We start from the raw sequence: 12,856 nt of genomic DNA, 5'->3' as shown, positions 1-12,856 counted from the left end.
TCAAAAGCCCGTCCCACTTTTCGAAAAAATGGTTATGGTGCGGCTCATGGATGAGACAGGCTTTTCCGAAAGTGACGGCGGGCAGACGCCGGGGTTGATGGCGGATCAGGGCGCGGTGAAACCGGCGACCGACGATGGTGCTTACCGCGTTCTTGCGCGCAAGTACCGGCCGAAGACGTTTGAGGATCTGGTCGGCCAGGAGCCGATGGTGCAGACGCTGGAAAATGCGTTTGAAACCGGGCGGATTGCGCAGGCCTGGATGCTGACCGGGGTGCGCGGTGTCGGCAAGACCACCACCGCCCGCATCCTCGCGCGGGGCCTCAATTACGAAGTACCGGGCGTTGCCGACAAGCCGACGGTGAAGCTCACCCAGGAAGGCACGCACTGCAAGGCCATCATGGAAGGCCGCCATGTCGACGTCATCGAGATGGACGCCGCCTCCCACACCGGCATCAACGACATTCGCGAAATCATCGATGCGGCCCGCTATCGCCCGGCAACGGCGCGCTACAAGGTCTACATCATCGACGAAGTGCACATGCTTTCGAACGCCGCCTTCAACGGTCTGCTGAAGACCCTGGAAGAGCCGCCGGAGCACGTGAAGTTCATCTTCGCGACGACGGAGATCCGCAAGGTGCCGATCACGGTCCTGTCGCGCTGCCAGCGTTTCGACCTGCGCCGGATCGAACAATCCAAGCTGATCGGTCTGCTGCGCCGGATCTCCGATGCCGAGGGCATCCAGATTTCCGACGAAGCCCTGATGCTGATTGCCCGTGCGGGGGAGGGATCGGCGCGCGATTCCCTGTCCCTGCTCGATCAGGCCATGGCCCATGGCGCCGGCGCCATCGAGGCGGAAGACCTGCGTCAGATGCTGGGTCTTGCGGACCGTGCCCGGGTGATAGACCTTTTCGGTCACATCATGGCCGGCCGGATCGAGGACGCCCTGGGCGAACTGCAGGCGCAATATGAGGTCGGTGCGGATCCGGCCATCGTGCTGACGGACCTGGCGGACTTCACGCATCTGGTCACGCGGATGAAGGTTGCGCCGAAATCGGCTGACGAAGCGTCGGTGACCGAAGCTGAACGGGCACGAGGCCGTGAGTTTGCAGAGCAGATTTCTGTTCGGCTTCTGTCCCGCGCCTGGCAGATCCTCTTGAAGGGTGTCCAGGAAGTTCAGGCCGCGTCCAAGCCACTGGCTGCTGCGGACATGGTGTTGGTGCGCCTTGCCTATGCCGCGGACCTGCCGGATCCGGGCGACCTGATGGTACAGATCAAGAATGGCCAGAACCCGTTTGGCGGTGCGGCACCATCTGGTGGTGGCGGAGCACCTGCCGGTGGTGGCGGTGGTACATCCGCCATGGCTGTCGGCATGAACTACGCGCCCGGCAGTTCGGGCAGTGGCCCGACCATGCAGGCAAGCGCCCGTCCTCAGCTCTCGGCCATCCAGGGCGGCAGGCCTGCGCCTCAGGGAGTGCCGCGAGCCGCGCCCGAACCGCAGGCTCAGCCGGCGTATAATCTCAAGAGCCTCTACGATTGCGCCGCCCTTGCTTCCGAGAAGGGCGACATTCCGTTCAAGGTCAAGATCCAGCGCCTCATGCGTCTGGTGAAATTCGAACCCGGCAAGATCGAGATCCAGCCGACGGACGACGCCCCGGCCGATATCGCCGGCGAGTTCGGCCGCAAACTGACCGAATGGACCGGACAGCGCTGGTTTGTCGTCGTTTCCCGCAATCAGGGACGTCCGACCATCCACGAGGAGCAGGAGGCCAACCAGCAGCAACTCCTGTCCGACGCGAAGTCGCACCCAACCGTTGCTGCCCTGCTGGCGCAGTTCCCGGGTGCCCGTGTTGTCGACGTGAAGGTTCAGGTCACCGAAGAAGACGACGCTGCTCTGGCCGACCCGATGGTCAGCGATCCGCTCCTGAGCGAAGCGCTCGGGGATGACGAAGACGATTGATCCGCGCTTCTTGTTCTTCTAAATGCAGTTCCCAGATAGGTAAGGTCGCGGAAATCCGCGCCATGTGAGGGTTTGGAAGGAGTCGTTCCATGGATTTCCTCAAGATGATGAAACAGGCCAAGCAAATGCAGGAGCAGATGGGCTCGCTGCAGGAGCAGATCGTTGAGATCGAGGCCGAAGGCTCGGCCGGTGGCGGCCTGGTCACCGTACGTCTCAACGGCAAGAGCGATCTGAAGTCGCTGTCGATCGATCCGTCTCTTCTGAAGGAAGAGGAAAAGGAGATCCTCGAGGATCTGCTGATTGCTGCCCACACCGAAGCCCGTGCCAAGGTCGAGCAGGCAATTCAGGAAAAGACCCAGGAACTGATGGGTGGTCTGGGCCTGCCCGCCGGCATGAAACTGCCGTTCTGATACCAACTGAAGCGCGTGGCGGCCGTAAGGGCCTCGCGGCATGCCTCGTAAGCCGGCCTCTTGGTTGCTTCCTGGAAATGAGGGGAGCGATCCGGCCGGTTTGACGCGGCAGGTCTTTCAGGTGGTCGTCAACGCGCGCTGAAGAGAAAACCATGGCACAGAAAAGTGTGGCAGGACCGGAAATCGAACGGCTGATCCAGCTCCTGGCGAAATTGCCGGGGCTTGGCCCGCGTTCGGCGCGCCGTGCCGCGCTGCATCTGATCAAGAAAAAGGATCAGCTGCTGGTACCGCTGGCGGACGCCATGGGCATTGCGGTTCGCGAAATCGGCATCTGCTCGACTTGTGGCACTGTCGATACGTCCGATCCCTGCACCATCTGTTCAGATCCGAAACGCGACCAGAGTGTTCTGGTGGTGGTCGAGGATGTTGCCGATCTTTGGGCGCTGGAACGTGCCGGCGCGGTCAATGCCCGGTATCACGTCCTGGGCGGTACCCTGTCGCCTCTCGACGGCATCGGCCCGGAGGATCTCAATCTCGCCTCGCTGATCGACCGTTGCGGGTCGGAAGGCTTTTCGGAAGTCATTCTGGCGATCAACGCCACCGTCGAGGGGCAGACAACGGCCCACTACATCATGGACCAGCTGTCCCATCTTGAGGTCAATGTCACCCGCCTCGCCCATGGGGTGCCCGTCGGCGGCGAACTGGACTATCTGGACGAAGGCACGCTGGCGCAGGCGCTACGCGCCCGGACGCGGTTCTAGAAACACGCTGGAAACCAGGCACCTGGCACACTGCCGAAACCGACAGCCTCACTTCTCATACAAAAACGCGGCGCAAAACAGATCGCCGGGAAACCGGAAGATCTCCCGGCTTGATGTAAAACCAGCTGTCTCGCCCATCGCCAACCAGTCTTCCGGGGTCTCGGGAAAGTCGTGCGTGCTGATGTGTTCCCAGAGGTGGTCATATTCGGCGTCGGTTAGTGAACGAAACCGGTGGCGCAGTTCTTCCTGCCAGCGGTGTGTGTAATCGGCTCGTGTTTCGCCGGGCAGGCACACAGGCTCCGCGCAGACGAAGACGCCGCCCGGCTTGAGCGCGTTGCAGACCGCTGACAGCATTTCCTGTTTTTGCGCGCGCTGAAGATGATGGATGGAATAACCGCACCAGATGAAGTTGGCGCTGGCCGGACGGGTCACGATGCCCTCCACCATGTCCTCTTCGGCAAGTTCCACATCATACGGCACGTCCTTCATCACCCGGGCGGCACATTGCAGCGCCGGGCGTGACAGGTCGAGGCCCTCGTAGGTCGCAACCTTGCTGTCCTGAAGCACCGTCTGCGCAAGACTGGCGTCGCCGCAGGCCAGGTCCAGAAAAGCGAAAGGCCTGTCAAAACGTCTGCCGATCTCGTTGCGCAAGAGCTGGCCGATTTCCCGGTGGTGCATTTCGTTGGCACGCACCAGCTTGTGATAGATGTTCCACTCGAACTGGAACATTTTCAGGGCTTCGGGTGCCAGCCTCTTGGTGATGTCGGTGTCGGGGGCGAAATGAAGATGCAGCATCGTGCGGTCCGAACCTGGGGTGTAAAGTACCGGCAACGAACAACCGTTTACCAAATGCTAGTTTCAGAAGCTGGTTTGCACAACAATAAGTTTAGTTTTCGGTCGCCTATCGTCCGCGGGCTTGCACATGATCGGCGCTGCACTTATGTCGAGGCGGTCGTTCACGAGAAATTTGAAGGTGTCATGTTCCAAGCTGCTTCCCGCGCCATGTCCGAGGTGTTCGAACCGCCGTTCCGGGCAATTTTCTGGAAGATGCTTGGCTTTACACTTGGCGTGCTGGTTGTCATCTGGATCGCCCTTCAGGGCGTGATCGCGGCCTTCGTCGCGCTGCCCTATGCCTGGATGGACACGGCAATATCCGTTCTGACGGGCATTGGCGCAATTTTCGTACTCGGCTTCCTGATTGCGCCTATTTCAGCGCTTTTTGCCGGCCTCTTTCAGGACGAAATCGCGGATATCGTCGACAAGAAGGACTATCCGCACGATCAGCCGGGCCGCGCACTGCCGCTGTCGCAGTCGATCGTGCAGACCATCAAGTTCACCGGCGTCGTGATTTTGGGCAACCTGTTTGCCCTGGTGCTGCTGCTTGTGCCCGGTGTCAATCTGGTCGCCTTCTTCATCGTGAACGGTTACCTGCTCGGCCGGGAATTCTTCGAATTCGCCGCCATGCGTTTCCTTCCGGCGGCCGAGGCGAAGGCATTCCGCAAGGCACGGGGCGGAACCGTTTTTCTCGGTGGACTGATCATCGCCGGCTTGCTTGCCGTGCCGATTCTCAACCTGGTGACACCGATCTTTGCGACCATCTTCATGCTGCACCTTTTCAAGCTGCTGGCAGCGCAGCGACAGAATGTGGCGCGCGCCTGAAGACTGTCTCGCTCTTGCGGTGCGGGAGACGGCACCCTGCAATTGAGGCTGCCAGGATGGCGTCACGTCACCCGACACTTGCATATCCCATGGCAATCTGACCAAGTGCCCTCCGAACCGGAGGAGCACATGCAGGAATTGCTGACGGAAATCGCGGAAGCCGCTGCGGCCAATCCCGACAAAGGCAATGTCGCGACCTATATTCCCGAACTGGCAGGCATCGATCCCAACCAGTTCGGCATAGCCGTCGCTCTGGCCGATGGCAGCGTATTCACAGCCGGCAATGCCGATGTGCCGTTCTCCATCCAGTCCGTCTCCAAGATTTTTGCCCTTGCTCTTGCGCTCGGCCGGGTCGGAGATCAGCTCTGGTACAGGGTTGGGCGCGAACCCTCCGGGCTGTCCTTCGATTCGATCCTGCTTCTGGAGCGGGAAGACGGCATTCCCCGCAATCCGTTCATCAATGCCGGGGCGCTGGTGACGACGGATACCTATCTGGCCGGATCAACGCCACGAGAAGCTCTGGGCGAATTGCTGCGCTTTATTCGCGCCGCCTGCGACGACGACAGCATCCATATGAACGAGAAGGTCGCGAAGTCGGAACTCGCCACCGGACACCGCAATTTCTCGCTTGCCCATTATCTGGCGTCCTACGGCAACCTGCGGGCGTCAGTCGACAAGGTGCTTGGCACCTACTGCCATCAATGCGCCATTGAGATGTCCTGCCGGCAGCTTGCGCTTGCCGGCCGTTTTCTGGTGGATGCGCCCCGGATGCCGGGCCTTGTTTCGATCGAGCGCCGGAGGCGGATCAATGCCCTCATGATGACTTGTGGCCATTACGACGGTTCGGGCGATTTCGCCTTTCGTGTCGGCATGCCGGGCAAAAGTGGTGTCGGCGGCGGCATTCTCGTGATTTCGCCAAGCCGGGCGTCTATCGCCGTCTGGTCGCCGGGTCTCAACAAGTACGGCAATTCCAAGCTGGGCACGGAAGCAATGGAGCATTTTGCTCACAAAACCGGCTGGTCGGTGTTCGGCGTTCCCCACGGGGGCGAAGGGGCTCACGTTTAGGTCACTTTCTGTCACCGGATGAATTTAAACGATATAGAAGTAGTTTCCTTGCAATTAGGCCTATAGGATATTTTGACCTTTTGAAGCGTTGGCGCTATTACGCACCTAGACAACGCTTTGATTTGCTTACGTTTGCGTAAACGTAAACTGGGGTGAGGTGAGTTGAGGTTGGGTCGTTTGGCCAGAAGGCTGCGCCGGTTCGTCCGGGGTCGGAATCAGGTTCAAACGGGTCATCTTAAGCGCATTTCGCTCTAGCGTCGTACGGGAGAGGAATTCCATGTCGAACGCCGATCTGCGGGGCAACCGCCCGCTGTCGCCCCATCTTCAGATTTACAAGCCCATTCTGACGATGGTCATGTCGATTCTGCACCGCATCACTGGCGCGGCGCTCTATTTCGGCACCGTCCTGCTGGCCTGGTGGCTGATCGCCGCTGCGGCGGGCCCCAGCTACTTCGATTTCGTCAACGGCATCTACGGCTCGATCATCGGCCGTCTGATCCTGTTCGGCTTCACCTGGGCGCTTGTGCATCACATGCTCGGCGGCCTGCGCCACTTCATCTGGGACATGGGTGCGGGCTTCGGCAAGGAAGCGCGCGAGTGGCTCGCCAAGGCGACCATCATCGGGTCCGTTGCCGTCACGCTGATCCTCTGGATCATCGGCTACGCGGTTCGCTAAGGAGAGTGTCATGACAGATATGCGCACACCCCTGAACAAGGTACGCGGCCTTGGATCTGCCAAGGAAGGCACCGATCACTTCTGGAAGCAGCGTCTGACCGCTGTCGCCAACGTGTTCCTGATCTCGTTCTTCGTGATCCTGGTGATTGCGATGCAGGGCTCCTCCCACGGCGACGTGGTCGAGACCCTCAAGAACCCGCTCGTTTCGATTATCCTGCTCCTGGTTATCCTCTCCGGCGTCTATCACATGAAGCTCGGCATGCAGGTGATCATCGAAGACTATGTGCATGGCGAAGGCATCAAGTTCCTCACGTTGATGGCGAACACCTTCTTCTGCGCCTTTATCGGTTTCGGCTGCGTCTTCGCAGTGCTCAAGATTGGCTTTGGAGGCTGACCCGAATGGCCAAGACCTATGAATTTGTCGACCACACCTATGATGTGGTGGTCGTCGGCGCCGGTGGCGCAGGCCTTCGGGCCACGCTCGGCATGGCCGAGCAGGGCCTGAGAACGGCCTGCATCACCAAGGTGTTTCCGACCCGCTCCCACACCGTTGCTGCCCAGGGCGGCATCGCCGCGTCGCTCAAGAACATGACGCCGGACTGCTGGGAATGGCACATGTACGACACGGTGAAGGGATCCGACTGGCTCGGTGACACCGACGCCATGGAATACCTGGCCCGTGAAGCGCCGAAGGCGGTCTACGAACTGGAACACTACGGTGTGCCGTTCTCGCGGACCGAAGACGGCCGCATCTATCAGCGCCCGTTCGGCGGCCACATGCAGAACTACGGCGAAGGTCCTCCCGTTCAGCGCACTTGCGCTGCAGCCGACCGGACCGGACACGCCATCCTGCACACGCTGTACGGCCAGTCCCTGCGCAACAATGCCGAATTCTACATCGAGTATTTCGCACTCGACCTGATCATGTCCGAAGACGGCGTGTGCCAGGGCGTGATCGCGTGGAACCTCGATGACGGCACCATGCACCGCTTTGCCGCCAAGATGGTGGTTCTGGCGACCGGCGGTTACGGCCGCGCCTTCTTCTCGGCAACCTCCGCCCACACCTGCACCGGTGATGGTGGCGGCATGGTGGCCCGTGCGGGCCTGCCGCTTCAGGACATGGAATTCGTCCAGTTCCACCCAACCGGTATCTACGGCTCCGGCTGCCTGATCACCGAAGGGGCACGAGGCGAAGGCGGCTATCTGGTCAACTCCGAGGGCGAACGCTTCATGGAGCGCTACGCACCGTCGGCCAAGGACCTTGCCTCCCGTGACGTGGTCTCGCGCTGCATGACCATGGAAATCCGCGAAGGCCGCGGCGTTGGCAAGGACAAGGACCACATCTTCCTGCACCTGGATCACCTCGATCCGGCTCTGCTGGCCGAACGTCTGCCGGGCATTTCCGAAAGCGCCCGCATCTTCGCCGGCGTGGATGTGACCAAGGATCCGATCCCGGTCCTGCCGACCGTTCACTACAACATGGGCGGCATTCCGACCAACTACTGGGGCGAAGTGCTGAACGCGGACGGCAACAATCCGAACCGCATTCAGGAAGGCCTGATGGCCGTCGGTGAAGCCGGCTGTGCATCGGTTCACGGTGCCAACCGTCTCGGCTCCAACTCGCTGATCGACCTTGTGGTCTTCGGCCGCGCGGCGGCGATCAAGGCTGGTGAGGTCGTCGATCCGAAATCGGCCGTGCCGGCGCCGAACGAAGCTTCCTGTGAAAAGATCATGGACCGCTTCGACAAGCTGCGGAACGCTTCCGGTTCCATCCCGACCGCCGATCTTCGCGACAAGATGCAGCGGGCCATGCAGGAAGATGCTGCCGTCTTCCGGACCCAGGAAAGCCTGGAGCAGGGCTGCAAGCGTCTGACCGAGATCTGGGGCGAAATGAAGGACCTCAAGGTCTCCGACCGTTCGCTGATCTGGAACTCCGATCTGGTGGAAACGCTGGAGCTGGAGAACCTGATGGCCAACGCCATCACCACGGTCTACGGCGCGGAAGCCCGCAAGGAAAGCCGCGGCGCCCATGCCCGCGAAGACTACAAGGACGGTCCGTTCGCCGGCCGCGACGACGAGAACTGGCGCAAGCACACGCTCTCGTGGGTCGACGAAGCCGGCAACGTCAAGCTGGACTACCGTCCGGTGGTGCTCGATCCGCTGACCACCCTTGAAGAGGGTGGCATCGATCCGAAGAAGATCGCGCCGAAAGCGCGCGTCTACTAAGGAGACGGCACGGTGAGCCAGGTGGCAACCCTTTTGGACACGAGAAGTCCGTTCGGCACATATCCCGCCGAGCGGATGGTCCGGGCTGCCTGGCGTCTTGCCGACCGGCACGACCTTTCCAAGGGCCTGCGCAAGCGTATCCGCTCCCTGGTGGCGCGGTTCTTCAAGGGCCCCTACGACCTGGAAGCCGACGGTCTGAAGTTCCGGATCTATCCGGGTGAGAACTATGACGACCGCAAGATCCTGGCCAAGGGCCGCCTGCCGGAGCGCGAAGAGCACAAGCTGATCGAACCGCATCTGGGCAAGGGCAAGGTGTTTGTCGATATCGGCGCCAACATCGGCTCCTATTCGATCTTTGCCGCCGGTCTCGGCGCGGAGGTTGTTGCGATCGAGGCCAACCCGCAGACGGCAACGAAGCTCGGTTTCAACGTACGTGCAAACGACCTGGACACCGTTACGGTGGTCAATTCAGCCGTTGGCCCGCGCGACGATACGCTGCCGCTGTGGCAGGAACCGAGCAACTGCGGCTTTGCCACCTTCGTGAAGGACCTGACCACCGGCGAATGGGCTGGCGACTGGACACCGACCTTCGTCAAGGTTCGTCCGCTGACGGCCATAGCCGACGATCAGGGCCTCACCCGGATCGATGTTTTGAAAGTTGATGTGGAAGGCTTCGAGGACCGTGTGGTCCTGCCTTTCCTGAGGCACGCGGACCGGAGCCTCTGGCCCCGCGTGATCCTGCTTGAAACCAATTGCCGGCCCTACTGGACCGAGGATTGCCTGAGTGAACTGGCAAACCGCGGCTACGGGGTAACCGGCCAGACGAATGACAACATGGTCTTTGAGCTCTCTGCCTGAGCGAAAGACGATTTGGCCCTGGACGCGAAACCAAGGGCCCAACGCGGAGCAGTAACGAGATGGTTCAGCTGACGCTTCCCCGGAACTCCCAGGTGACGGAAGGCAAGGTGTGGGACAAGCCGGAAGGCGCCACCAACCTGCGTGAATACCGCATCTATCGCTGGAACCCGGACGATGGCCGCAACCCGCGCGTCGATACCTATTTCATCAATGCGGACGATTGCGGTCCGATGGTGCTCGACGGCCTCATCTACATCAAGAACAAGATCGATCCGACACTGACCTTCCGCCGGTCCTGCCGCGAAGGTATCTGCGGGTCCTGCGCGATGAACATCGACGGCACTAATACTCTGGCCTGCACCAAGGGCATGGATGAGATTGCCGGCGACGTCGTCAAGATCTACCCGCTGCCGCACATGCCGGTGGTCAAGGACCTTGTGCCGGATCTGACCAATTTCTATGCCCAGCACCGCTCGATCGAGCCGTGGTTGAAGACAGTATCGCCAGCCCCGGAAAAGGAATGGCGCCAGTCGCATGAAGACCGGGTGAAGCTTGATGGCCTGTATGAGTGCATTCTGTGTGCCTGCTGCTCCACCTCCTGCCCGAGTTACTGGTGGAACGGCGACCGCTATCTCGGCCCGGCCGTCCTTCTGCAGGCCTATCGCTGGCTGATCGACAGCCGTGACGAGGCCACCGGCGAGCGTCTGGACAATCTGGAAGACCCCTTCCGTCTCTATCGCTGCCACACCATCATGAACTGCTCGCAAGCCTGCCCGAAGGGCCTGAACCCGGCGAAGGCCATTGCCGAGATCAAGAAGATGATGGTGGAACGCCGGGTGTAAGTTGCGCGTCGCCAGAAAATCGAAAGGCCGTCCCGGGGGGGCGGCCTTTTTTGTTGCGACACCGAAGGACCTTGCCACCGTCATTCCGGACAAGCGCAGTGAAGCTGCGCACCGATCCGGAAACCAGATATCAGCGTGAGCGGAGCGAACACTCTGGAAAGATAAGGCAGCGCTATTCGAGCAGCATATTTCTGGATTCCGGATCTGCGGTCGGCTGCGCCTTCCTTGTCCGGAATGACGCGGGAAAACGATGGCGTGGTTCCGAGCCTGCCGCGATTACCCCTTAGCCCGGCACACCAGAAGCGAGCTGTTGCACCAGCCCCTGAACCCGGGAACACGACCAAGCGTGCGGGTAAGGGCGATTTCAGCGGGTTTCAGCGGGCCCCATTCGAAGGTCTTTCCGCGCAGGTGGTGGAACAGTTTCCCGTGGCGGTTGGTTTCCTCGTACCAGGGGCTGAGCATCGGCAGATAGGGCAGGCACGAGAGATAGCCGATGCCGTGCACCGACTCGATCGTGACCGCGCGGCCGATGATCTCCGACCATTCGTTCAAGGTCATGCGGACCTGGTGCTCGGCGTAGTGCAGGTGGCTCAGCTTTAGCCGGTCGAGACGGTAGAGCTGCGGGACCACGGCTAGGATCAGTCCACCCGGCGCAATGACCTCACCACATTGACGCATCACGGATTCGATCGCCGGTCCACGGCCTGGCAGATGCTCCAGCACGTCCAGAAGGGCGATCACATCCGGTTGCCAGGGAAGGTCGTCGCGGTGTTCGGAAAGACGGGTGGCATCCAGCACGATGTCCGGTTCGAACGCCGCTTCATAATCGGCACCGCAATAGTCGAAATCCAGGCCGGTGTCGGCGAGATATTCTTTCGAAATCGAGGTCGAGCAACCGATATCGAGAATGCGCGGCGGCCGACCAAGGTCTTGTGCCCAGTCCCGGATGGTGCGGGCGACAATGTCGAACTTCACCGTTCCGTACAGGTTCCTCTGGGCGTTCGCGAGCTTCTTGACCAGATACTGCGAATGGACCGTAACTTCGGATTGCTCATCATCCGCTAGGTCTGGTCTCTCTGTTCGATCCAGAGTTTGGTGCACACTGCCTCTCCTTCTGTCGCCAAGCGGTGAATGCCGGGTTCGTAGGTGTAGGTGGTCAGGTCGGCCATCAGCACGATCAGTTCGCCGAGGATCAGCTCGACCACTTCATCGGCAACGCTGCCGGAGCCGGGAATGAAATTGGCCGGGTAGCCGTCGTTGACGAGGCAGATCTGCTTGTCCGCCCCCTGTTGGCCGGGAAGCTGGAAAGCCTTGATTGACGGATGAATGTCGCAGGCTGGCGACTGTTCCAGAAAATCGACGTCGATTTCGATACGCCGGGAACTGGCGCTCGCCACCAGGCAGCCGTTGCGAAGCTGCTGCAGCACGTCCCGGGTTATCGACAAGCGCCCTGCCGCACCGACAACCAGGTCGCATTGCTCAAGATCCGTGGGATGAAGGGTCGCCGGATAACCTGACAACCTTGCTTCTGCGATTTTCAGCGGGTCGACATCGATCAGCGAGACGATGACATCCAGCCGGCGCAGGGCCTTGGCCACGCCGAAGCCGATCCAGCCTGCTCCGAAGACAGCAGCGCGCCGGCCGGCCAGGGAGTTGCCGAGATCGCGCATGAGCCCATCCAGGCACCGGGCAATGGTCTCGCCGCAACGTACCGCTTCCAGGCGTTTCAGTTCGCTGTCGGCACAGTGGAGCACAGGCACCCGCAGCCGTGTCTGCCCGGCCCGCCAGACGCCTTGCTTGGTGATCTCCACCACGCCTTCGACAAGGTGCAGCTGATCTTGAAACCGCTCGTGCAGCAATTCGACGGCATAACCGCCGACTTCCTGAATGACGAGCTTCTGATCGGAGGCCCGGCAGGCGTCCAGGCTCTTCTGCAAGGCGTTGGCCAGGACCTCTTTGAATTCTGGCTCGGTCTTCGGGCACTGGACCTTGTCGCCGTATACGGCCTGCCATTTCAGCCGTGTCACATCACTGCCGGAGGAATACGGGATGCCGATGATTGCATCGAAATCCATGACCCCTTCCAGCGCATCGATCATGCGCCTTGTGTCGTCAAACAGATGCGCCACCAGCAGATACCGGTGCGCTTCACTCTTGAAGAGATCGAGCCGCTTGACCAGCGCCGGCAGATAGTCCGCACGTCGGGCATAGGCGGGCGCGGCCGCGGTAGATATGTCGCTTAATGGATGCATTGTTGGTTATTCCGAGGGTTCTGCCATTCTGGCACTGCGCCGCCGGTACGCACAAGTGCGAGTTGTGAAATAGACAGGAAAAATGAGGCAGCAATCCAACAACTTTTGAGCCACTGCACAGGAACTGCACAAACAATACTGAAAAGCCGC

13 protein-coding genes are annotated in these 12,856 nt (G+C 60.7%); 10 read left to right on the top strand and 3 right to left on the bottom strand.

What is annotated here, in order from left to right; genetic code table 11:
* Nucleotides 1-46 precede the first annotated feature (46 nt).
* The 3 genes from ACYQ6M_RS22235 to recR all read left to right on the top strand — a co-directional run bounded on the left by ACYQ6M_RS22235 (nt 47) and on the right by recR (nt 3,128).
* The gene (locus ACYQ6M_RS22235; RefSeq protein ID WP_460075599.1) at nt 47-1,957 is read left to right on the top strand and encodes a DNA polymerase III subunit gamma/tau; all 1,911 of its coding nucleotides are present in this window, start codon (nt 47-49) and stop codon (nt 1,955-1,957) included.
* Between the two features lie 89 nt (nt 1,958-2,046).
* Nucleotides 2,047-2,367, top strand: a complete 321-nt coding sequence (locus ACYQ6M_RS22230; protein ID WP_006935456.1) for a YbaB/EbfC family nucleoid-associated protein — start codon at nt 2,047-2,049, stop codon at nt 2,365-2,367.
* Nucleotides 2,368-2,519: 152 nt separating this feature from the next.
* Entirely contained in the window at nt 2,520-3,128 is a 609-nt protein-coding gene (gene recR / locus ACYQ6M_RS22225) for a recombination mediator RecR (protein WP_022999043.1), read from the top strand.
* Nucleotides 3,129-3,176: 48 nt separating this feature from the next.
* Here the strand turns inward: recR and ACYQ6M_RS22220 are convergent, their stop codons facing one another.
* The gene (locus ACYQ6M_RS22220) at nt 3,177-3,923 is read right to left on the bottom strand and encodes a class I SAM-dependent methyltransferase (protein WP_460075596.1); all 747 of its coding nucleotides are present in this window, start codon (nt 3,921-3,923) and stop codon (nt 3,177-3,179) included.
* A gap of 183 nt (nt 3,924-4,106) precedes the next feature.
* Here ACYQ6M_RS22220 and ACYQ6M_RS22215 point away from each other — a divergent pair, with 183 nt between their 5' ends.
* The 7 genes from ACYQ6M_RS22215 (at nt 4,107) to ACYQ6M_RS22185 (ending at nt 10,454) form a co-directional block, all read left to right on the top strand.
* Entirely contained in the window at nt 4,107-4,787 is a 681-nt protein-coding gene (locus tag ACYQ6M_RS22215) for a sulfate transporter family protein (RefSeq protein WP_022999041.1), read from the top strand.
* A 129-nt stretch (nt 4,788-4,916) separates the two neighbouring features.
* Nucleotides 4,917-5,852, top strand: a complete 936-nt coding sequence (locus tag ACYQ6M_RS22210; protein ID WP_460075594.1) for a glutaminase — start codon at nt 4,917-4,919, stop codon at nt 5,850-5,852.
* Nucleotides 5,853-6,129: 277 nt separating this feature from the next.
* Nucleotides 6,130-6,528 carry a succinate dehydrogenase, cytochrome b556 subunit gene (gene sdhC / locus ACYQ6M_RS22205; protein ID WP_055657171.1) on the top strand — a complete coding sequence of 133 codons (399 nt, stop codon included), beginning with the start codon at nt 6,130-6,132 and terminating at the stop codon, nt 6,526-6,528.
* A 10-nt stretch (nt 6,529-6,538) separates the two neighbouring features.
* Entirely contained in the window at nt 6,539-6,922 is a 384-nt protein-coding gene (sdhD, locus tag ACYQ6M_RS22200; RefSeq protein ID WP_022999038.1) for a succinate dehydrogenase, hydrophobic membrane anchor protein, read from the top strand.
* A 5-nt stretch (nt 6,923-6,927) separates the two neighbouring features.
* Entirely contained in the window at nt 6,928-8,754 is a 1,827-nt protein-coding gene (gene sdhA / locus ACYQ6M_RS22195; protein ID WP_075281691.1) for a succinate dehydrogenase flavoprotein subunit, read from the top strand.
* A gap of 12 nt (nt 8,755-8,766) precedes the next feature.
* Nucleotides 8,767-9,612 (top strand): FkbM family methyltransferase, encoded by an 846-nt coding sequence (locus ACYQ6M_RS22190; protein WP_031268686.1) that lies wholly within the window; start codon nt 8,767-8,769, stop codon nt 9,610-9,612.
* 59 nt (nt 9,613-9,671) lie between these two features.
* Complete coding sequence (locus tag ACYQ6M_RS22185) at nt 9,672-10,454, top strand: succinate dehydrogenase iron-sulfur subunit (protein WP_031268685.1); 783 nt, start codon at nt 9,672-9,674, stop codon at nt 10,452-10,454.
* Between the two features lie 276 nt (nt 10,455-10,730).
* On the opposite strand, the gene ACYQ6M_RS22180 is transcribed toward ACYQ6M_RS22185, so the two are convergent.
* The gene (locus ACYQ6M_RS22180; RefSeq protein WP_460075591.1) at nt 10,731-11,429 is read right to left on the bottom strand and encodes a class I SAM-dependent methyltransferase; all 699 of its coding nucleotides are present in this window, start codon (nt 11,427-11,429) and stop codon (nt 10,731-10,733) included.
* Between the two features lie 86 nt (nt 11,430-11,515).
* Nucleotides 11,516-12,706 carry a Rossmann-fold NAD(P)-binding domain-containing protein gene (locus tag ACYQ6M_RS22175; RefSeq protein ID WP_055657177.1) on the bottom strand — a complete coding sequence of 397 codons (1,191 nt, stop codon included), beginning with the start codon at nt 12,704-12,706 and terminating at the stop codon, nt 11,516-11,518.
* Nucleotides 12,707-12,856: the final 150 nt, after the last annotated feature.

It is taken from the genome of Roseibium sp. ROS1, assembly GCF_054658215.1.
Note: the sequence above shows the minus strand (reverse complement) of the source record. Positions and strands in the feature narration are given on the sequence as shown.

Bases quoted from the DNA above. Each gene is read 5' to 3' on its own strand.
- ACYQ6M_RS22235 (WP_460075599.1), top strand. From the start codon at position 47: ATGGATGAGACAGGCTTTTCCGAAAGTGACGGCGGGCAGACGCCGGGG.
- sdhD (WP_022999038.1), top strand. From the start codon at position 6,539: ATGACAGATATGCGCACACCCCTGAACAAGGTACGCGGCCTTGGATCT.
- sdhA (WP_075281691.1), top strand. From the start codon at position 6,928: ATGGCCAAGACCTATGAATTTGTCGACCACACCTATGATGTGGTGGTC.
- ACYQ6M_RS22210 (WP_460075594.1), top strand. From the start codon at position 4,917: ATGCAGGAATTGCTGACGGAAATCGCGGAAGCCGCTGCGGCCAATCCC.
- ACYQ6M_RS22175 (WP_055657177.1), bottom strand. From the start codon at position 12,706: ATGCATCCATTAAGCGACATATCTACCGCGGCCGCGCCCGCCTATGCC.
- ACYQ6M_RS22185 (WP_031268685.1), top strand. From the start codon at position 9,672: ATGGTTCAGCTGACGCTTCCCCGGAACTCCCAGGTGACGGAAGGCAAG.
- ACYQ6M_RS22220 (WP_460075596.1), bottom strand. From the start codon at position 3,923: ATGCTGCATCTTCATTTCGCCCCCGACACCGACATCACCAAGAGGCTG.
- recR (WP_022999043.1), top strand. From the start codon at position 2,520: ATGGCACAGAAAAGTGTGGCAGGACCGGAAATCGAACGGCTGATCCAG.
- sdhC (WP_055657171.1), top strand. From the start codon at position 6,130: ATGTCGAACGCCGATCTGCGGGGCAACCGCCCGCTGTCGCCCCATCTT.
- ACYQ6M_RS22230 (WP_006935456.1), top strand. From the start codon at position 2,047: ATGGATTTCCTCAAGATGATGAAACAGGCCAAGCAAATGCAGGAGCAG.
- ACYQ6M_RS22215 (WP_022999041.1), top strand. From the start codon at position 4,107: ATGTTCCAAGCTGCTTCCCGCGCCATGTCCGAGGTGTTCGAACCGCCG.